The organism is Halobacillus litoralis (assembly GCF_004101865.1).
Lineage (GTDB): Bacteria > Bacillota > Bacilli > Bacillales > Halobacillaceae > Halobacillus > Halobacillus litoralis_A.
In genome coordinates this window covers 783,232-803,071 of the sequence record NZ_CP026118.1, presented here as the reverse complement: position 1 = coordinate 803,071, position 19,840 = coordinate 783,232, and the positions used below count along the sequence as shown (strand labels likewise).

The 19,840-nt window shown below is 38.0% G+C and carries 23 protein-coding genes; 12 read left to right on the top strand and 11 right to left on the bottom strand.

What is annotated here, in order from left to right; all coding sequences use genetic code 11:
• Positions 1 to 355: 355 nt before the first annotated feature.
• Together HLI_RS03985 and HLI_RS03980 are read left to right on the top strand one after the other, a co-directional pair.
• Positions 356 to 718 (top strand): nuclear transport factor 2 family protein, encoded by a 363-nt coding sequence (locus tag HLI_RS03985; RefSeq protein WP_164908478.1) that lies wholly within the window; start codon positions 356 to 358, stop codon positions 716 to 718.
• A gap of 64 nt (positions 719 to 782) precedes the next feature.
• Positions 783 to 1,622, top strand: coding sequence for a nucleotidyltransferase domain-containing protein (locus HLI_RS03980; protein WP_128523238.1), 840 nt, complete (start codon positions 783 to 785; stop codon positions 1,620 to 1,622).
• Positions 1,623 to 1,712: 90 nt separating this feature from the next.
• Here HLI_RS03980 and arr read toward each other — a convergent pair whose 3' ends face one another.
• On the bottom strand, positions 1,713 to 2,129 hold the full coding sequence (gene arr / locus HLI_RS03975; protein WP_128523236.1) for an NAD(+)--rifampin ADP-ribosyltransferase: 417 nt from the start codon (positions 2,127 to 2,129) through the stop codon (positions 1,713 to 1,715).
• A gap of 725 nt (positions 2,130 to 2,854) precedes the next feature.
• On the opposite strand from arr, the gene HLI_RS03970 reads away from it, so the two are divergent.
• The gene (locus HLI_RS03970) at positions 2,855 to 3,730 is read left to right on the top strand and encodes an aminoglycoside 6-adenylyltransferase (RefSeq protein ID WP_128523234.1); all 876 of its coding nucleotides are present in this window, start codon (positions 2,855 to 2,857) and stop codon (positions 3,728 to 3,730) included.
• 942 nt (positions 3,731 to 4,672) lie between these two features.
• Here the strand turns inward: HLI_RS03970 and HLI_RS03965 are convergent.
• From HLI_RS03965 to HLI_RS03945, 5 genes are all read right to left on the bottom strand, one after another.
• Positions 4,673 to 4,852 (bottom strand): YjzC family protein, encoded by a 180-nt coding sequence (locus HLI_RS03965; RefSeq protein ID WP_128523232.1) that lies wholly within the window; start codon positions 4,850 to 4,852, stop codon positions 4,673 to 4,675.
• Between the two features lie 75 nt (positions 4,853 to 4,927).
• Positions 4,928 to 5,323 (bottom strand): general stress protein, encoded by a 396-nt coding sequence (locus HLI_RS03960; RefSeq protein ID WP_128523230.1) that lies wholly within the window; start codon positions 5,321 to 5,323, stop codon positions 4,928 to 4,930.
• A 162-nt stretch (positions 5,324 to 5,485) separates the two neighbouring features.
• On the bottom strand, positions 5,486 to 5,908 hold the full coding sequence (locus HLI_RS03955) for a CBS domain-containing protein (protein ID WP_128523228.1): 423 nt from the start codon (positions 5,906 to 5,908) through the stop codon (positions 5,486 to 5,488).
• Between the two features lie 253 nt (positions 5,909 to 6,161).
• Complete coding sequence (locus tag HLI_RS03950) at positions 6,162 to 6,437, bottom strand: hypothetical protein (protein ID WP_128523226.1); 276 nt, start codon at positions 6,435 to 6,437, stop codon at positions 6,162 to 6,164.
• Positions 6,438 to 6,684: 247 nt separating this feature from the next.
• Positions 6,685 to 7,866, bottom strand: coding sequence for a cation:proton antiporter (locus HLI_RS03945; protein ID WP_128526809.1), 1,182 nt, complete (start codon positions 7,864 to 7,866; stop codon positions 6,685 to 6,687).
• 308 nt (positions 7,867 to 8,174) lie between these two features.
• Here HLI_RS03945 and HLI_RS03940 point away from each other — a divergent pair, with 308 nt between their 5' ends.
• The 3 genes from HLI_RS03940 (at position 8,175) to HLI_RS03930 (ending at position 10,555) form a co-directional block, all read left to right on the top strand.
• The gene (locus HLI_RS03940) at positions 8,175 to 9,611 is read left to right on the top strand and encodes a DUF2254 domain-containing protein (RefSeq protein WP_128523225.1); all 1,437 of its coding nucleotides are present in this window, start codon (positions 8,175 to 8,177) and stop codon (positions 9,609 to 9,611) included.
• Positions 9,612 to 9,812: 201 nt separating this feature from the next.
• The gene (locus HLI_RS22260; RefSeq protein ID WP_128523223.1) at positions 9,813 to 10,082 is read left to right on the top strand and encodes a DUF2071 domain-containing protein; all 270 of its coding nucleotides are present in this window, start codon (positions 9,813 to 9,815) and stop codon (positions 10,080 to 10,082) included.
• A complete protein-coding gene (locus HLI_RS03930) occupies positions 9,992 to 10,555 on the top strand; it encodes a YqjF family protein (RefSeq protein WP_128523221.1) in 564 nt (187 codons plus the stop codon). The genes HLI_RS22260 and HLI_RS03930 overlap by 91 nt, the downstream gene beginning before the upstream one ends.
• Positions 10,556 to 10,965: 410 nt before the next feature.
• Here HLI_RS03930 and HLI_RS03925 read toward each other — a convergent pair whose 3' ends face one another.
• Both HLI_RS03925 and HLI_RS03920 read right to left on the bottom strand, forming a co-directional pair.
• The gene (locus HLI_RS03925; protein ID WP_128523219.1) at positions 10,966 to 11,343 is read right to left on the bottom strand and encodes a DUF2512 family protein; all 378 of its coding nucleotides are present in this window, start codon (positions 11,341 to 11,343) and stop codon (positions 10,966 to 10,968) included.
• A gap of 595 nt (positions 11,344 to 11,938) precedes the next feature.
• Positions 11,939 to 12,637, bottom strand: coding sequence for a DUF421 domain-containing protein (locus HLI_RS03920; protein ID WP_128523217.1), 699 nt, complete (start codon positions 12,635 to 12,637; stop codon positions 11,939 to 11,941).
• A 181-nt stretch (positions 12,638 to 12,818) separates the two neighbouring features.
• Between HLI_RS03920 and HLI_RS03915 the strand changes: the two genes are divergently transcribed.
• Positions 12,819 to 13,952 carry a zinc-dependent alcohol dehydrogenase gene (locus HLI_RS03915; protein ID WP_128523215.1) on the top strand — a complete coding sequence of 378 codons (1,134 nt, stop codon included), beginning with the start codon at positions 12,819 to 12,821 and terminating at the stop codon, positions 13,950 to 13,952.
• Positions 13,953 to 14,463: 511 nt separating this feature from the next.
• Here HLI_RS03915 and HLI_RS03910 read toward each other — a convergent pair.
• Together HLI_RS03910 and HLI_RS03905 are read right to left on the bottom strand one after the other, a co-directional pair.
• Entirely contained in the window at positions 14,464 to 15,273 is an 810-nt protein-coding gene (locus tag HLI_RS03910; RefSeq protein WP_128523213.1) for an ABC transporter permease, read from the bottom strand.
• The gene (locus HLI_RS03905) at positions 15,263 to 16,243 is read right to left on the bottom strand and encodes an ATP-binding cassette domain-containing protein (protein WP_241655931.1); all 981 of its coding nucleotides are present in this window, start codon (positions 16,241 to 16,243) and stop codon (positions 15,263 to 15,265) included. The genes HLI_RS03910 and HLI_RS03905 overlap by 11 nt, the downstream gene beginning before the upstream one ends.
• 192 nt (positions 16,244 to 16,435) lie before the next feature.
• Between HLI_RS03905 and HLI_RS03900 the strand changes: the two genes are divergently transcribed.
• From HLI_RS03900 to HLI_RS03885, 4 genes are all read left to right on the top strand, one after another.
• Entirely contained in the window at positions 16,436 to 16,888 is a 453-nt protein-coding gene (locus HLI_RS03900) for a MarR family winged helix-turn-helix transcriptional regulator (protein WP_128523210.1), read from the top strand.
• Positions 16,889 to 16,914: 26 nt separating this feature from the next.
• Positions 16,915 to 17,433 (top strand): spermidine/spermine N(1)-acetyltransferase, encoded by a 519-nt coding sequence (locus HLI_RS03895; RefSeq protein WP_128523209.1) that lies wholly within the window; start codon positions 16,915 to 16,917, stop codon positions 17,431 to 17,433.
• Positions 17,434 to 17,454: 21 nt separating this feature from the next.
• On the top strand, positions 17,455 to 18,081 hold the full coding sequence (locus HLI_RS03890; RefSeq protein ID WP_128523207.1) for an FMN-binding negative transcriptional regulator: 627 nt from the start codon (positions 17,455 to 17,457) through the stop codon (positions 18,079 to 18,081).
• 110 nt (positions 18,082 to 18,191) lie between these two features.
• On the top strand, positions 18,192 to 18,713 hold the full coding sequence (locus HLI_RS03885) for a uridine kinase family protein (RefSeq protein ID WP_128526808.1): 522 nt from the start codon (positions 18,192 to 18,194) through the stop codon (positions 18,711 to 18,713).
• Between the two features lie 85 nt (positions 18,714 to 18,798).
• On the opposite strand, the gene HLI_RS03880 is transcribed toward HLI_RS03885, so the two are convergent.
• Positions 18,799 to 19,167, bottom strand: coding sequence for a VOC family protein (locus tag HLI_RS03880; RefSeq protein ID WP_128523205.1), 369 nt, complete (start codon positions 19,165 to 19,167; stop codon positions 18,799 to 18,801).
• Between the two features lie 244 nt (positions 19,168 to 19,411).
• Here HLI_RS03880 and HLI_RS03875 point away from each other — a divergent pair, with 244 nt between their 5' ends.
• Positions 19,412 to 19,822, top strand: a complete 411-nt coding sequence (locus tag HLI_RS03875; protein WP_128523203.1) for an Rrf2 family transcriptional regulator — start codon at positions 19,412 to 19,414, stop codon at positions 19,820 to 19,822.
• Positions 19,823 to 19,840 lie beyond the last annotated feature (18 nt).

The following is a 19,840-nucleotide window of genomic DNA, read 5'->3' as shown; positions in this document are numbered from 1 at the left end:
CATTTCATAGAATTTCCGAAAAACTAAAAGGGTGATCATTGATCTCACAATATAAAAAAACTGATTCTAATAGAATTTATCTTTTTGCAACAGTGTCATTTTTTACACTATCAACAATAAACACATTCTTCATCACGGGAGAGTGGTTCGATTATGTATATTATTCACTATGTTTAATTGGAGTGGTACTTTTTGCACTGGATAACTTTAAGAGGCATAAAATACCTGTACTCGTTGTTACTGTTCTGTTGTTTTTCGCATATGCTTATGATTTACTCCAACTTCCTTTACCATAGTAGATGACAGGAAAGTAGTAAACCATCAAAACGAGGTACAGAACAGAAGGAGAGTCGTCGTGGAAAAGGAGAGAGAACTTAAAGAACATTTGTATACTCTGGAAACAACTTTACTTAAAGGGGAAGTTCGGAAGTCTGCTGAAATTTTAAACGAGCTAATAGCGGAAGATTTTGTTGAATATTCAAGCACAGGAGAAATATACGACAAAGATAATATATTGAATCGTCTACCACGTGAGGAGGATCCTGGTATTAAGATAAGTGACTTCCAAATGAATCATCTATCACCAACATCGGCTCTCACTTTATTCAAGGTGTTTATAAAAAGTAAACAGAAACACTCTTTGCGAAGTTCTGTTTGGATATTGAATGATGGAAAATGGCAAATGACTTTTCACCAGGGGACTGTAACTGACCAATGAATCAATCTATATGTTTTTATCTGGGTGTGTTTGTAATCTGTAAAAGAAATGAGGACTTTTAAGTATGACTGAAATCAAAGAAATAGGATCTTTATGTGCTTTAGACAAAGGCTATATCATCAACCAGTCGGATCATAAAAAAATCAATAATAAATTTCTAGAAGCCATCCGACTTATAAATGAAAGCTGTCTTTCCGCTTTATCAAAGGAAATTCACAGTATTTACATAAGAGGTTCTGTGCCAAGAGGATTAGACATTGAGGGTGTATCGGATGTGGACGTAGTAATCGTAACCTATTCCAGCCCTCAAGAACTTGATTTGGACTGGGTAGAGGAGACGGAACAATTTATTGATCGGAAATTCTCTTTTATAAACGGTGTAGAATTAGGATTCAGCCCTTTAAGTGAGGTTGAGGAGACGAAATATTGCTCCATGATTCCTTTTATTCTAAAAACCTATGGGATTTGTGTTTATGGTGAAAACCTAATAAGTAAGCTCCCTGATTATAAACCCGATAGTTCCTTGGCTAATGAGCACCTCATTCACTTGACATCCCTGATTGATAAAGCTAAACATGAGTTGACGGGAAATGACGACATTGAAGACATTAAGGATTGCTGTTCATGGATCATGAGAATTATTGTGAGGGCTGGTCTTGCACTTGTCATCGTTCAAGAGCAGTCATACACAAGAGATCTATTCCCAGCCTATGAACTATTTTCAAAGCACTATCCTGAAAAAGAGCAAGAAATGAGAACAGCGCTTTGGTACGCAATCAACCCGTTATCAACTTCAGAAGAAATATTGAAATTCTTGAATCGTTTTGGGAGTTGGATGGAGCTGGAAACAGATAATTGGCTAGAGGTTCATAACCCGAAAAGGGAAATGCACCTACCGCTTTGAAAATAATATAATAAATTACTACCTATCATCGCCCTCCCTATTATTTCATATCGGATTCAAATTAAGTCATGGCTTTATAGACGGTGAAGATTAATCGTATATTACATTTTTTCCTTGTTCACGTAACTTTTCTATAGATGTAAGCATATGATTTATCTCTTCATCGGAATGCCGTTCCCAAGAACATAATTCAGCTACTATTATCAATGGTGACTGAGACCTGAAAGAGCGTGTAGGGTTGCCAGGAAACCTTTTGTCAGTTAAATTCGGATCGTTTTCAAAATCACCTGATGGTTCTACAACGTAAATTCTTTCTTTTGACTTAGATGTTGCTAATTCAGCACCCCATTTAGCAGCATCTAATGATGCAGTGAAATAAATATAGTTAGACTTTTTGTCTTGGTAATTTGAAAAGTGTTGGGCTTCTAAAAGATCTCCGGTTTTCAGTTCTGCTTTAGTACCATGAAAGAAAGGGCCATGATCTAAGACATCTTTTTTGTCATTCATACTGTTACACCTCATATATTTTAGATTTGTATATAACAGTATAGGACAAGAACTATAGAAAGAGTAGTCTATAAATATTTTATAGTTAGGGGTATAATATAAGTAGAGAGATTATCAGCGGGTAACAATCACCTTTTATTCACATATTGTTGATCAGCTATCATATGGAATGCAAGGACACTTTCTCATTTCTAATACTGAGAAAGCTTTTTATTTTTGGTTTCTTTAACATTGTAACTGCGCATTTATCCGGACGCGAAGATTTATCTTGGAACTGAGTCTTAACCAACGAGTGGCAATTATTCAATAGAATAGTTGTCTTTTCTATACGCAGAAATTGGGCAGGATTGTGAAAGACTGAATTAAAGACAACACGTAAAAAATGCTTGTTTTTGAAACTTCGAAAAGGTCTCTTCGTATTTCATATAAGGTAGGGATTTAAAAAAATTGTGGAAAGGTGGTCAATATGAACGGCTTTTGGATAGGCGTTAGCGTAGCAGTTATAGCTGTTCTGAGTTTTTCTTTAAGAAATAGTGGAACTAAAAGGCCGTCAAGGTTGAGAAATACTTTCACTTATATAGGGATAGTTGCTGCTACAGTAGGGATTATTGGTTATTTTTTCTTAGGGTGGAGATTTTAATCCATATCTTAATAAAGAATTGAGGAGTGCGATAAAAACAGAGGTTGATACACGGTTAAATGAAAATATTCAAGGAGGCACCCTTATGAGAAATGAGCAGGAAATGATGGATTTAATTTTATCTGTTGCCAAAGAGGATGAAAGAATTCGGGCCGTCTATATGAATGGTTCAAGGACGAATGCCAATGTATCAAAAGATATATTCCAGGATTACGATATTGTATACGTAGTGACAGAAACGGATTCCTTTTTGAAAGATGAAGACTGGATTGATGTGTTCGGACAGAGGCTGATGGAACAGGAACCTGATAAAAATGACCAGGGAGCAAGTGGTGATTTCACAGACTTTTATGGCTATTTAATGCTGTTTACAGATGGCAACCGAATCGATTTACATATTGAAACAATGAATCACTTGAAAGAACATTATGGAAAGGATAAACTGACGTTTCCATTATTGGATAAAGACGGTTGTCTGCCTGATTTGCCAGAACCGACCGATGCGGATTATCATGTCCAAAAACCGTCAGAACAGGCATACATGAGTTGTTGCAATAACTTTTGGTGGTGTCAGCAAAATGTAGCCAAAAGCCTATGGCGTGATGAAGTACCATATGCCAAGTTCATGTTCGATTGTGTCATCAGAAGGGATTTGGACCAAATGGTTTCCTGGTGGATCGGAATACAGACAGACTTTCAAGTGTCGACGGGAAAAGCGGGCAATTACTTTAAGTATTTTCTTTCTGATGACTATTGGAATCGGTATGAATCCACTTATTCGGATAGCCGACCAGATCACATATGGCAGTCTATGTTCGCTGCGGGGGAGCTATTTCGTACTCTTGCCTCAGAGGTAGCTGATCATTTTTTGTTCATTTATAGGAAAAAAGATGACGAAAACATGACGCACTACCTCCAGCAGGTTAGGTCGTTATCTCCATATGCAAATAGTATTTTTTAAATTGCTATAAACCAACCGTCAGTTTGGGCGGTTGGTCTTTAAATTTACATTTAATAAGAAGTATCGCCCTATAATAAAACACACCTTGATTTAAATCAAAGTGTGTTCGAAGTTTCATCATTGAAGTGAATGCTTGCTCCTTTCTCTGTTGAACTGTGGCTTAAATCAATATTTGACAGAGGCTTTAGATCAAGGGGGGAGTTTCGGAAGAGATAATAAAGTTTCAACTTGAAAATAGGTGGCTATGACTCGAGAGTGGATTACTTCTTTTCATGAAGGGAAGGGGCATTCGAGTTAGGAAAGCTAATAGCTTACGAATAACGAAAACTTTCATTTTTTAGTGAAATCTTGAAAAGGGAAACTATTTAATGAGAATTAATAATTGAGCTGATTTTTCTGAATGAGTTCTTCTACTAAAATATGAAAGACTTATACCTCTGTTCAAAGCAAGTGATTCAAGTAAATCAATTTCGATAAACATTGCATCGGATAATACTCCGCAATAAATATTGTTTAGCAAAAAAAGATACAAATCGACTAAATTCTTGGTACTGAGCTGCTCATAACAACTTGTTGTAATCATAATTATCACCCTTTATGAATTATCTTGATATAATATATATTTTCCTTTTATCTTGTTAAGAAACCCGAGTTTTCTCAAGATGTATATTTTATATCTGAATATTTCAATCATCTACATGAATAGAGCTTTTAGAACTTATAACGGATGTTATCAAGAGAGGGCAACAGAAGAAAAGCGGGGAAGGGGAAGCGATGTTCACTGCCAAAGAAAAATAATAGATATGAGAAAGTTAGAGAGATTGAATAAAATAAAGGGGGGTTTCCTATGGGTCCTGCAATGGTTTTTGTTAATGCGAAAAAGTACCCTGCCCTCAGTGGTTCGTCACTAAGGGGCAGGGTATGTTACGTGCTAGAAAATTATTAAGATGATTTTACCCAATAAGCTGCTTCATTTTCGGAAGGGGAAGGTGGGAATTGATCGCCTTCATTTAAGCTGATTTCGGTATTGTCGTCTGTTTTATTTCCACTTACAAGATTATCCACTTTATAGTTGCCTGATTCTGGAGCTTTTTCACCTGTTTTAAACTGTTTATTTGCCATCGTCAAACACCTCCGTTATAATTGTGGTATTAATTAAATAAAGTACCTAGCTTTATTTGATCAAGCGGCTGCGACTTAGTTATTGTTAGAACCATTACCTGAGTTGCGGCCGCCTTTTTTACCTATTTTCTCATAATGTTCTTCTCCATACTTATTACTTGTAGTTTCTCCGCCTTTTTGGCCGATCTCTTCATAAAAATCCTGGTCGTGCTCTTGAGAGGTTGTTTCTCCGCCCTTTTGGCCGATATCCTCAAAGTGTTCTTGACTATACTCTTCACTTGTAGTTTCTCCGCCTTTTTGGCCAATCTCTTCATAAAATTCCTGGTCGTGTTCTTGAGCGGTAGTTTCTCCACCTTTTTGACCAATATTTTCGAAGTGCTCTTGATCGTATTTGCGGCTTACTTTCTCTCCGCCTTTACGTCCCGCTTCTTCCCTTGTCATATTTTGGTTTTGATTATTGTTCTTAGCCATTTTAATCTACCTCCTTAATATTGTTATATAAAATACTTACCACCAAATTTGAAAAATTTAAACCTGTTTTTTTATCTGTAATATTATCTTAATATAGTTAATGATGTTTCACCCAAATAGGATGTTTGTCCTCTAGTGAACTATTTGTTGACCGTAGTCTTTTTAATTGTTACTTGCTCCTTTGGCCGTTTCACTTACAATATTACCCGCTATTTCATCGGATCCTTTGACTCCAATATCCCCTATACTGACTACACCGCTGATTTTACCTTCATCTACAATTAATAGACGGCGAATTTGATGATCTTGCATCAAGCGGGCTGCTTCGGATACTTCCATGTCGGAGGAGCCTGTAATTATTTTTTCTGTCATAATATCGGAAGCTTTTACATCTTCTGGTGAGCCCTTTGATAAACCTTTTACTACGATATCACGGTCTGTGACAACGCCTGCATACTTACCCTGTTCGACAATGGGTACGAAACCAACGTCTTCTTCTTTCATACACTTAGCCAGTGTAGACAAATTGTCGGAAGCTTCACGAGTCGCTGTGTTGGTATTCATATACTCTCTCAATGCTGTCATTTCCTCATCCACCTTTCTGATTATTCTTGGTTTACATTCATTCCATTTACGTTTTCTGGCTACTTCAAACACAATCTATGGTTCATAACCATAATTCCTACAAATGTCATGCTTGCTTACAATGTTTATCCCTATATATCTCCAAAGAAGAGAAATCCACAGGTGAACGTCCGGGTAGGATATTATATGAGATTGCTTTAGGAGCCTGGGTCTCCATTAGGTGATTTTAAAGTGTGAGTAGGGGAATTCCTCATCATTGAACTAAACGAACTGAATTTTTATGACATGCATTTAAAAAATCGGACCAGCATGAATACTCTGTAGTGTCTGATATAAATTCGTCTAATTCTTTGGTTGCTAAACCTTCGGGTGGAAGTTCATTTAAATCGCAAAAAACTGCAATGGATTCCCTAAGTTCCTCCATGCTATCAAATTGAGTAGTATCTTTGATGAATTCCTCGTCAGGTTGATTGTGAAATGATTGATAAAACCTATCTATATTTTTGTTGACATGTTTTTCATAATGCATAAAAAACACCCCATCTTCCGAAAGTTTGGTATTAAATGAAAAATGCTAAACTTTTTTGCTCATCGAGTTCCACGGAAGATTAATAATTAAACGGCTTAATGCGAAAATATAACTGTTTAATGATTTAAGAATTTTGCAGCAAAATTGGAATTGAATTCGGTATGTTAGAGAAAGAATATAAGACGGCAAGGTCATTGAAATCCCCCTGGGCGACAAGTTTTGTCTCACAGGGGGAAGTTTTATGAATTTACTGTTTCATTATTTTTTTTGAAAGTGGATACACGCCTAAACTTTGGACGATTAATGAAATGAGTACAGCCGCAAAGCCGAGAGAGAGGATCATGTCTACTTGACCTGCCCCTTTGGATTGAAGGTTCAATATAAGATAAACTGACATCGTCCCTTTCAGACCTGACCATGTAAGCATGATTGACTCTCTCCAGTTGATCTTATTTCGCCAGTGGGGAAATAGCTGAGTAGTTCCGAATATAATGAAAAGTCTTATGATCAATGATAGTAAGAAAATGATTATGGCAAAACCCCAGGCACCGAATACAAGGTGTTGAGCCGATTGAATCCCGATTAATAGAAATATCAAGGCCAATACAGTGAGTTCGATGATGTTCCAAAATCCGTCCAGTTTGTCGCGTAAGTCATCCTCTTTAATCGATCTTCCAAATTCAAAAGAAAGCATAATTCCAGCAAAAACGGTTGCTAAGACGCCAGAAAGGCGGAACATTTCTGCGAGATTGAATACACCGAAAGCTAAAACAATGGAAAGCATGACTTGATACTCACGAATATGGGTGAAGTGGACAGCTTTACTGACGAGCCAGCCGAATAAAATTCCGAGTAAAGCACCGCCAAGCGAAACGAATAGGAATTCCCCTAAAAAGGAGAAGATACCGAATGACTTTCCTTGGGTCAACATCCCGGCGAGAACTGTGAATATCACAATACTTGTGCCATCATTAATCAGCGATTCCCCTTCGACCACGTCAGCCATTTTTTCATTTCCAGTCGAATTTTTCAGGATAGATGTCACAGACACTGGGTCTGTAGGCGTCAATATAGAAGCAATCATTAAGGCACCCACAAAGGACAAGGAGACGAACGGTTCACTAAGCGCAAAAATAGTGGCACCAAGCAGGGCTACGGTCAACATGATGCCTATTGTGGCAAGGAAACTGATGATACCTGCATTTTCTTTATAGCCTTTGGCCGGCAAACGGTAGGCAGAAGAAAATAGCAGGGGAGGAAGGAAGATATGGTAAATCATATATTTGGTCACTTCCAGTGATGTGAAAAATGGAATGAAGGAAAGACCAATCCCAAGGACTAACAATACCGTAGGAACTGGAAAATTTTTTTGTTTTTTATCAATCGTAAAAATAATATAACCAATGAAGATTAATAGAATATATGGCATTGCGTGCAAAATTGATCAACCTCCTTTAAGTAGTTTATGTCACTGAATCCTGTGCCCGAATGGGGAAAACCAGGAACCATAATAATGGATTATCCGTTATCCCAATGACTAAAACTATGAATTCTTTTAAACGAAGGGAGTTAAGAAGGAAAAAATCGAAAATTTCAGCATGACATACCGTTTAAGTTTAAGTTGTGGCTATAACGTGAACGAGTATTACTATTAAAGGAGGAAAAAACCAGAAGCAATGACCAAGTCAGTGAAATGTAGAAATATATTAAGGATTTCAGGAATGTAGGTGATGAAGTATGTTTGATAAATTGTTTAGGCTGTTAAAAGAACATAATAAAAAGACACCAAGGGAGAAAAAATTAAAATTTTATGCGAACTTGTGGGCCACTCCGATTATTTATACGATTGCGGCTATCTCGTTATTTGTCTTAGCGGTTCTTGCCGATTTGCAGATGAATGCAGGGGCGCATCTACCTTCAGCCATAACCGTAGAGTTTAAACTGACCCAGACGATTCTCAGTACATTGACAGCAGGTATTCTTTCGATGACCACCTTCACCTTCTATGGTGTACTGGCAGCTTTGACAACGTTTTCTGTGCAGTTCTCTCCTCGGATTTTAAAAAATTTCATGATGAATACAGTAACCCAAAGAACATTAGGAATCTTTATTGGAAGTTTTCACTATGTCCTACTATGTCTATTATTCATCAGTAAAGAAACCAGCTTCTTCTTCATTCCTATTATTGCAACTTTACTTACAATGACCTCAATGGTGACTTTTATTGTTTTTATTAATCATATCGTGACATGGCTGCAAGTAAGTAATATGACAGATGATATGAAAGAAGAATCAGCTATTATCGCTGAAAATTTATTAGTAGAAGAAATGGATAGTTATAGAATAGAAAATCCAAACTCCATTAAGCATCAAGTCCCTGGAGCGGATTGGGAAAGTCATTCCATAATGGTGGAGAAATCAGGGTATGTTCAGACCATTGATTTTATTTCGCTTATTAAACAAGCTGAAAAAGACGATATAGTAGTCCGACTAGAATATAAAGTAGGAAATTATGCGTTTCAATCTACCCCTTTAATAAAGTATTGGAAGAAAAACCAGAATTCCATTGATGAGTCCAAATATTGGGCAATGGTCGAGATCGGAAGAAATCAAAGTGAAGTGCAGGATATCGAATATAGTTTAAATAAGTTAGTAGAAATAGCCATCCGTGCTATAGGGGATAATGATCCAAAAACTGCGACACGGACAGCCTATCAAATTGGGGATTTATTGATTGATATTTCAAGCATGGCGCTGTTCACTCCTTATCTGGCCGACGATAAAGGAGATTTACGGCTGATTATCCATAACCTTGTGTTTAGAGACTATATCTATATTGGTTTAGCTTCTATAAGACATTACGCGCGGAAAAATGTAATTCTTACCGTGGAAATATTAAAAGTTCTTAATGCTGTAGCTAAAGTAGAGGAAATGAATCATAAGGATGCTATTTGGGAGTTTGCCGAATACACGACGAGGTCGTTAGAAGTTGATTTTATTCACAGCTTAGATAGGGAAAAACTATATTATACTCTTTACAGCATTGCTGAGACGACAGGGTATCTGGATAAATATGACAAGCTGGTGAATAGAATGGTATTAAGGATAGAAGATGATGAAGACAGAGATGAGTTAATGAGAAAGTTTCCGCTGGACCATGAAAATGAGAATTAGATAAATCTATATCCTCGCTTAAGATTGTGTGAATGACCAAATGGTATACGAAGTGGCCTGGATTACAGTTTGGGTGAAAACAGAATCATGTTCTTATAGCAAATAACCAATTATGTTAAAAGAACGGATTGACAACACAGTGGGTTTCTTCACGATGTAGGGAACAAGGACGCAGAGGGAATTTCTTATTAAGGAGAGAAAATGATGTATGATAATATTCTTACCTACACGAATCACCGGAGTTCACCATTGCCCAATGGAAAATGGTTAATGAGCCAAAGATGGGAAAGTCTTTTATTTATGCACTTCTCCATTCCTGAAAATTCGCTGCAGGAATTTATTCCAGAGGAGCTTGAGCTTGATTGCTATCAAGGAGAAGCATGGGTTACCATATACTCCCTTTTGAAGTATCCGATATGCATTTCCGTTTTAGTCCATCACTTCCCTATTTACAAAATTACTTGGAATTGAATGTGAGAACATATGTTAAAAGAAACGGCATTTCTGGATTGTATTTTTTCAGCTTGGATGCGAACAAGCTGTTGGCTGTTTTAGGGGCAAGGATGACCACACTGCCCTACTACTATGCACAGATGGGTCTACATAAATCCGGAAATACATTTCATTTTCAAAGCAAGCGAAGGGGGAAAAGAAATGCCAGTTTGGAAGCAGATTACCGCCCTTATTCCTCATTATGGATTCCAGACCAAGACTCTCTTGATTCTTGGCTGCTTGAAAGATATTATGCCTGGAAATTCAATAGGAACAGCATAGTAGAAGTAGGGATACATCACCTGCCTTGGAATGTTCAAAATGTTGAAGCGAATATCCAGACTTTTCAGGTGACGCCTTTTGATTTTGAAAGCATTAGGGAAGGTAAATTGTTATTTCATTTTTCACCCGTTAAACGTGTCTTATTTTGGCCGATAAAAATCATAAAATGAAGCTTTCTTTTGATAAGGAAGCTTTTTTTATTTCTCTGCGTTTTCCACATGCCATTTATGGATTGTTTTTCGTGGTCTTCTAATTGTCACCACTATAATTCCAAACATGATGAAAGTGAATCCGATAAGGAAATTTGCGTTTAAGGTTTCTCCTGATAACAGCCACCAAATAACGCACCTACTAATGGCTGGAAAAAGTAAAACAAGGATCCTATTCCTGCTTCCATACCGGCATCCCATTCGAATGGTAGCCGCTAAGGATAAACACAGGCTACCAATCAGGGTAGGTGGCATATGATTCCTTCTCTGATCATTACTTTTATTAACATAAGTTTCAAAATCTTTATTAGTAAGGGGGGATATAAAAACAAAACAGCTCCCGAATTCGGGAGCTGTTTTGTTTTTAAGGCTTAGTGCGCGTATGAGCGGACACGATTGTTCTTCGGTAAAATATGTGAAGCTAAATAAATATGGAATCCATATTCTGCAATAGCAATAAGGACGGCAGAAATCAATGCTGTGATAACGGCTGATCCATCCACACTTATAAACCAACTCACGGAAGCCCACACGACAAGGAATGTTAAACCGAGGTCAGCTGATGTGGCTGTTAAATTATTTGTTTTTGGAAGTATAAAGAGATCTCCTGAAAAGTAGGACACGAGCCCAAGTACTAGAGTTAGAAGGAGGATTCCGACGAAGGATGCTCCGTACCCAACTCCCAATACTAGATAAAGGGCGACCAATGTTAACACACCTTTGACTAATAATGCTTTACCATGCTCCATTTCTCTCGATCTCCTTCCTTGATTGGATTTATGCATCTATTTCCACCATCTCACATTTGTAAACTTAAAATATCAAAACTGATCATGGAAATAATAACGCATCAGATTTCGGGTGTTTCACTTATGATTTTGATAAGTGTCAGGGATGGAAATTTTTAATTACAATAATCTCTGAAGATAAAGAAAGTCAAAGGTGTGCGGCTAAATCTTCACGAATGCAGGGATTATCGACGGATAGTGGGTTAAAGGCACTGCTTGAGATAACGCTGAAGTTCCCCAAGATATAATCGGGAATTGAAGGCTGTTCTTGAAGAAGCTAAAAAAAGAGAGGATGTAATTATGTTCGGAATATTAGATTAAATAATAAAGAACTGGTTAATGATGAAGTGGTATTGATCCGCAGTTTGAAGTAGAAAAAACAAGAAAGCGGAAAAACCCCTGATGATTACTAAAGAATATCTTTTTAAGAAAGTATTATAATGGGAACTTTAGCTGGTTTATAGGGAGAGCAGAATGCTTTAATGCATTCTGCTCTCCCTATAAACCAGCTTTTTTGAATAAAACTTGTGCCCATATTATAGAAATGGATTTTTTTCTAATGGAGTTGATCATTTCTTTGGTCAATATATAAGGAACCATCTTTCTGGACCTCTGCATAAAAAACTCCATCCACATCATTTACTCCGACAACATTCAGCTGCTGATCAAGCCAGCGCTGATCCAGGTTTAATTTCTCCAGGTTCTTCCTCACTACTTTTCCATCTTGAATCACGGCTGTAGGAAAGGAAAACATTTCATTCGGATTGGGTGGCTGGTGCATATCGGCTTTCGTGACGGATTGTTTACTCTGGTTCTGTAGTACAGATAGTGTACCGTCTGTTTCGAAAATCGCATAATCCACTTCTGAAAAAGAGAATACGTTCTTTTTTCGTAATAATGCACCTAGCTCGTCTAAATCCAGCCGGGTTTTCCGGAGAGCTTCGTCCATAATTCTTCCATTCCGAATAAGAATGATCGGCTGACCTTCGATAGTTTGCCGAGCCTTTTTTGATTTAATGTCAATAAAACCGAGCGTTACCGTCAATGCGCTCCAGGCGATGATCGCTATCATCCCGTTTCGGACACTTAGCGCGGAATCTATCGCAAGGGAAGCGCCGATGGTACCAATGGAAATGGCTGACACAAAATTAAAGAAGGTCATTTGAGAAATTTCTTTTCTTCCCATTAACCTTGTTAGCGCCAGAAGGGTTACGAAGGCAAGAGACAGCCTGATTAACAGTTCTATAATATTCATAATAAACTCCTTCATCTAAAACTTCACTTTTTCTAGTTTGAATTGTTCAACGGAACACTATACGGAGTTTTTTTATTTTTAACTCTACCCTTATAGAAAACCTTCGATAATTTAGCTGCATGAACACTTCAAACGGAGTTCACACTAATAGGGTTAAATAAAAATAGGGGTGAGTTGAATAATGAAAGCAGTTACGTATCAAGGGAAAAAGTCGATTGCAGTCAAAAAGGTTCCCTTTCCAAAAATTGAACATGAAGAAGATGTGATCATCCGAATTACTTCAACTGCGATATGTGGATCGGATTTGCATTTGTATCAGGGGAATTTCCCCCTTCCGATCGGTTACGTCATTGGGCATGAACCTATGGGGATCGTGGAGGAAATAGGTCCTGAAGTAAGGAAAGTTAAGAAAGGGGACAGGGTGGTCATTCCATTTACAGTGGCCTGCGGGCAATGTGTTTATTGCGACAATCATCTGGAAAGTCAGTGCGATAACGCGAATCCGCATTATGATTCTGGAGGATATTTCGGTTATAGCGAGAAGTTCGGGGATCACCCGGGTGGCCAGGCTGAGTATTTAAGGGTGCCTTTTGGAAACTATACACCGTTTGTAATCCCAGAATCCTGCGAACTGGAAGATGAGTCGCTCCTGTTTCTCTCTGACGTGCTGCCTACAGCCTACTGGAGTGTAGAAAATGCAGGCGTAAAGTCAGGTGATACTGTGATCGTTCTTGGCTGTGGCCCAATCGGTTTGATGGTGCAGCAGTTTGCTTGGCAAAAGGGAGCTGAGCGGGTGATTGCTGTTGATTATATCGAAAATCGTCTACTTCATTCAAAAAGAATGAATCAAACAGAAATTTTTGATTTTACCCGCTATCCTGATATGGGGGAAACATTGAAGGAAATCACGAAGGGCGGCGCTGATATCGTCATTGATTGTGTAGGTATGGACGGCAAGAAATCCCCTTTGGAATTCGTCGAGCAAAAAATGAAGTTGCAAGGAGGCACCCTTGGTCCTATTCAGGTCGCAACAAAAGCGGTTAAGAAGTGCGGAACCGTTCAAATCACAGGAGTATACGGAGGGAATTATAACCTTTTCCCTTTAGGTGCATTCTTTTCCCGTAACATTCAATTGAAGATGGGACAGGCCCATGCGCGTTCTTTTATGGCGCCTCTTTATAAGCAAATCATTAATGGTGAAATTGACCCAAGAAAAATCATTACGCATCAAATGCCGCTGGAAGATGCTGCTCATGGGTATGAAATATTCAATAAAAAAGAAGATGACTGTATTAAAGTGGTACTGAAACCTTAGAAAATTCGGTAGCCATCAATTTCAGGAAAAATGAATGGTGTAATAAAGCAGTCATAAAAAATCCCCTTTGCCAACAGGTGGCCAAACTGAGCTTCTGTTGGCTATTTTTAAACAGGAATTTTTCACCGAATTTATTGGTAAGCAAGCAAAAGAATTTCACTGAAGCGCATAGGGAGAATAGGAATATTGATTAGTTAGTATGAGTTGATGAGTTAGCCTATTACTATTGATTCATTACGTTTTTTTCACCTGCCCTTAGACATTCCATGGCTTTCTTTGTGTGATCCGGTGATTGAAGGCTCAACAACAAACGCTGATGAGTATCAAGAATCGCTCAATCAAAAAATCGATAAGTGGTTGGCGGTAAGAGTTCATTGCACTAATGAGGAGCTTGATTGGCTTTTTGCATTCGAAGGTTTTCAAAAAAACTAAACAGCCTTAGTCCTATAGAGCACAGAACCAAGGCTGCTTAGTTTTTTATTAACTCAATTTTCTACTTAAGTGGTGCAACTTAATTTTTATTTCTAAAGAAGTACATCGTCAGCGTACCGAACACGGCAATTAAACCTACGGAGATGTATGTGATGATCAATAATTCGCTTGCTACATCATAGCCATGAATCAATCCCCTGGCCGCATCAACAACGAATGTTATCGGATTAATATCTACAAAGCTTTGTAACCAATTCGGCATTGTTGAGGGGTCGACAAATACGCTGCTCAAAAAGGTCAGTGGGAATAATAACATCATACTTATTGCCATTAGGGCTTTCTCTGAGCGGACGATTATTCCGAGCATCGTCCAAATCCATGACAAACTGAAAGCGAAGAATAGAATCACCAGGACTGCAAGGAGTACACCGGTGAACCCCGCTTCTGCACGGAATCCCAGAATGTACCCAAGTGTAATCATGATTGTTGCGGCAAGTGAATATCTCACTACATCCACTAGCAACGCCCCGACTAATACAGCAGGCTGCCAGATCGGCAGTGAACGAAAACGATCAAAGACGCCTTTTTCAATATCTTTATTTAGATCCAAGCCTGTGTACATCGTTATCATTGCAACTGTCATGACTAAAATTCCTGGCAGGACAAAGTCCAAGTATTCTCCTGTTGATCCTGAAATAGCTCCCCCGAATAAGTAGGTGAACATCAACAAAAAGATAATCGGGAACACCGTCACATCAAAAAGTTGTTCTGGAACATAGCGGATGCGTAATAATGCTCGCCATGCAAAAGTCAGAGCGGCATTCAGCGGCGAAGCTTTTGATGGCCGTTTTTCTAATGTGATTGATTTTTCTAATGAATTATTCTCCATTCGCTTCGCCACCTTCCCCTTTAGCAGGCTTTCCGGTAATCTGTAAGAATACATCGTCCAAAGTTGGTTGTTGCATAGAGAAGTCTTTCACGGCGATCTGTTGGTTCGCAAGTTCTCCAATCGCTTTGGCAGCCTTTGACTGGTCTTTCATCGTAACAGAAATCGATAATTGATCTTGGTTTACTTCAGGTGCTTGTATGAACATCCCTTCAAAGATAGCCTCTGCCTGGTGCAGATCCTGTTCATCTTCGAATTCGATGATCAAGCTTCGGACGCCAATTGAAGATTTCAATTCTGCACTTGTTCCTTCCGCAATTAAAACCCCTCGGTCAATGACACCAATAAGGTCGGCAAGTTGATCTGCTTCTTCTAAGTATTGTGTCGTAAGAAATACTGTCGTTCCATTTTTGACTAATGCTCGAATGATCTCCCACACTTCATTCCGACTTCTTGGATCAAGTCCGGTGGTCGGTTCATCCAAAAAGAGCAGTTCTGGCGATGTAACGATACTTGCGGCAATATCGATTCTTCTTCTCATCCCGCCGGAATACTTCTTCACTTGGCGTTTTGCGGCATCTTCCAAATTGAATGCGGCTAATAATTCATCGGCTCTCGCCTTTGCTTCTTTACGGGAAAAACCAACTAACCTGCCAATGAAAATCAAATTCTCCCGGCCGGATAATTCTTCATCAACAGAAGCGAACTGTCCTGTTAAACTGATGGACTGCCTGACATCATCCGCTTCTTTTGTTAAATCATACCCCATCACTTTCGCTTGACCTTCAGTCGGTTTCAACAGAGTTGCCAGCATACGGATCATTGTCGTTTTTCCAGCTCCATTAGGGCCAAGGAAACCATAGACAATACCTTTTGGCACTTTTAAGCTGATGCCATCTACCGCTCGTTCTTTACCAAAAGCTTTTACTAATTGATCTGCTTCAACTGCATATGTTCTATTTGAATGATCCATTCGTCGACCTCCCTCATCCATTATATTTTACCATAGGCAGGAGTCATGATATTCCAAAGACCAAAATAAAAAACTTCACTCCGATGTATCTTTTTCTGCATTTTATGTTGCAAATACAACAAAAATAAGGTACGTTTAATTTATGAGTTACATGTTGCATTTACAACAAAAATGAATGCTGAGGAGTTCAAAATGAAAGACATACTTCGTGAAATCGGAATGATAGCAAGGTCGTTAGATTCAATAAGTAATATAGAATTCAAAGAATACAACCTCACAAGAGGACAGTATTTATATCTTGTAAGAATATGTGAAAACCCAGGAATCATTCAAGAGAAGGTAGCTGAGATGATAAAAGTGGATCGGACTACTGCCGCACGGTCTATAAAAAAACTTGAAATGAATGGCTTTGTTGAGAAGAAAGAAGACGAACATAACAAAAAAATAAAAAAGCTCTTTCCAACAGAGAAAGGGGAAAAGGTTTTTCCTTTTATAAAAAGAGAAAATGATCATTCCAATGCCGTTGCCTTAGAAGGTTTATCAGAGAAAGAAGTGGAAATCATTTTCGATCTTCTCCAAAGAGTCAGAACAAATATCGAAAAAGACTGGGAATTTGTCAAAAAGGGAAGCAAAAGGAGTTATTGATTGTAGAGAGGAGCATCAGGGTTAGAATGAATATAACATTGAAAAGATGCACAATGGAAGATTCACACAAACTGCAAAAAATCAGTCGCGAAACATTTAAGGAGACATATGAGGAACAGAATTCACCGGAAAATATAAAGAATTATTTGGAAGAAGCATTTAATTTAAGGCAAGTAGAAAAAGAGTTATCCACCTATTTCTCGCAATTCTTTTTTGTTTCTTTTAATGATGAAGTCGCTGGATATTTAAAGGTGAATACAGGGGAAGCTCAGACCGAAGAAATGGATGATGCCTCCCTTGAGATCGAGCGGATTTATATTATAAAAAAATTTCAAAAGCAGGGACTTGGAAAATATCTGTTCAACAAAGCTATGGATACTGCTATGGAACAGAATAAAAAGAAGGTCTGGCTGGGTGTATGGGAAAAAAACGAAAATGCTATTGCTTTTTATAAGAAAATGGGATTTGTTCAAACGGGAACGCACTCTTTTATCATAGGGGATGAAGAACAAACGGACTTAATAATGGTGAAAAGTCTCCAATAACAAGTGAAGGGATGAGTTAGGATGTATATTCCAAAGCAGTATAAAGTCACAGATTTCAATGAAATCAGAGATTTTATTCAGAGGAACTCTTTTGGAACAATCGTAACGACAAAAGAAGGAAAGCCTATAGCCACCCATTTACCTATGGAGTTATATATACAAGGGGATGACTACTATCTCACTGGGCATATGGCGTATGCGAATCCTCAATGGAGGACATTCGGTGATGACCCTGTTCTTGTCATGTATCAGGGTCCGCATGCTTACATTTCATCCTCTTGGTACAAATCTGAAAATGTGCCCACTTGGAACTATCAATCTGTCCATGTATATGGAACTGCCAGCCTTATGAGTGAACAAGAATTGCAGGAAGACCTTAAATCCCTATTGCTAAACTATGAACAACACCGTGAAAATGCAGCTTTATGGGAAAGATTTTCTCCCAAGACAAAAAAACAAATGAAAGGCATAGTTGGATTTAAAGTGAAAGTACAAGAAATTCAAGCAGCCTACAAATTAAGTCAAAATAGAAATGAAGAAGACTATGATAACATCATTGATAAACTGAAGAAGGAGAAAGATTTAAACTCTCAACAATTAGCAGAAGTGATGCATGCAAGAAAGGAGAAGGGAAGAACTGATAGTTAACTAAACTTTTAAGTGGTGATATTGTGAGTTACAAAACTAATAGAATAGAATTTAGTAATTTTGACCAGTTGGTAAGTTCGATTGATAAATTTCCAAAAAAACAATCAACCATGTTAATTGGAATAGATGGGTGTGGTGGTTCAGGAAAAAGCACATTGGCAAATAAACTGAGTGATGAATGCTCGAATGTAATGATTGTACATATGGATGACTTTTATTTACCCTCCTCACAGATAATAAAAAAAGATCCGAAGCAAAAGCCGATTGGTGCAGACTTTGATTGGAAACGTGTATTAAATCAAGTTATTGAACCAATTCGCCAAAATAAAGCTGGATATTATCAGAGATATGATTGGGACGCAAACGAATTAGCGGAGTGGCATACTGTCCCGGTTGGCGGAATTGTAATTATTGAAGGTGTGTATTCCATTCGTAATGAATTAGCAAATAAATACGACTTTACAATATGGGTCGATTGTCCAAGGAAAACAAGGCTTTCACGTGGTGTTGAACGAGACGGGGAAGAGATGCGTGAGATGTGGGAAAAAAATTGGATGGCTTCAGAGGACATTTATATGGAAGAACATAAACCGCATGAAAGAGCAGACCACATTGTAAACGGGACTAAATGAATGTCTTATTCAGCATACGCATGTCTTTTGGAATAGCAATTAAGCTGCTCAAATATGAGCAGCTTAATATCTATATGGAAGTAATTTAGTTATGTACTTGAAGTTTGTTTCCACTCGGGTCATAAAAGTGAAAAAACTGATGCCCTTCATCTTCCTCAATGGGTTCAACATTTACATCCTGTCTGATTAAATATTCATAGAGATTATTTAAACTTGAGGTGGTGAACCCTACAGAGAACTCAGTTTGTCCGTTTTTCAGAAAATGTCCCCGCGAGTCCTTGTCTGCTTCTACTAAAACCAACAAAGGCCCGGTTTCAAGTTCGAACACAGCTAGATCCCCTCTGTCAAACCTTAATTTCAACTTTAAACATTCTGAATACCATACAACAGATTCACTGAGATCGACTACAGGAATTCTGAAATAATGGATACCATTGAATAAAGAATCGCTCATTTTCTCCCTCCCTTTAGGAATACGTCTATACTATATTTCGTTATTTTTTTATAATGTCCTTTATCTTATCGTATAGTGTTAAGCCCTGGAATTTTTGCGGTTCTAAAATGAAGGGTAATCTTGATTTAGTTTCTTTTCGTTTGAAATTAGAATAGAAACATTGACGCAATTTACAGGGAGTGGTATGATTTAACTCAATTAGAGACAAAATGAATCTTTAATATCTTTGATCAAGGAGGGAATTATGAAATACTCAAAAGCAACGAACTATGCATTACACACAATGGTTTATTTAATTTCCTTACCAAAAGGAAGCACTGTAGGGGTGCAAAGTCTGGCAGAGATGCAAGTTCTTTCCCCGACATATCTGTCAAAAATATTAACTCAACTTGCTAAAGGTGGGTTGATCGAGTCCACACCAGGGGTTAAAGGAGGTTATAAGGTTGCTAAAGCAAAAGCTGAAATTTCCTTCTTAGATGTAATTAAAACAACAGAAGGAGAGTCCCAGTTATTCAATTGCTCCATGGAACATAATGAAGGCTGCATGATTGAAAAAGTGATGATCGAGGCTGAACAGAACATGAAAGATGATCTCGCCAATAAATTTCTCATCGATCTCGTAAATGAGATGGATGAAAAAAGTGGACAAAATTAAGAGAAATACAAATTAAGG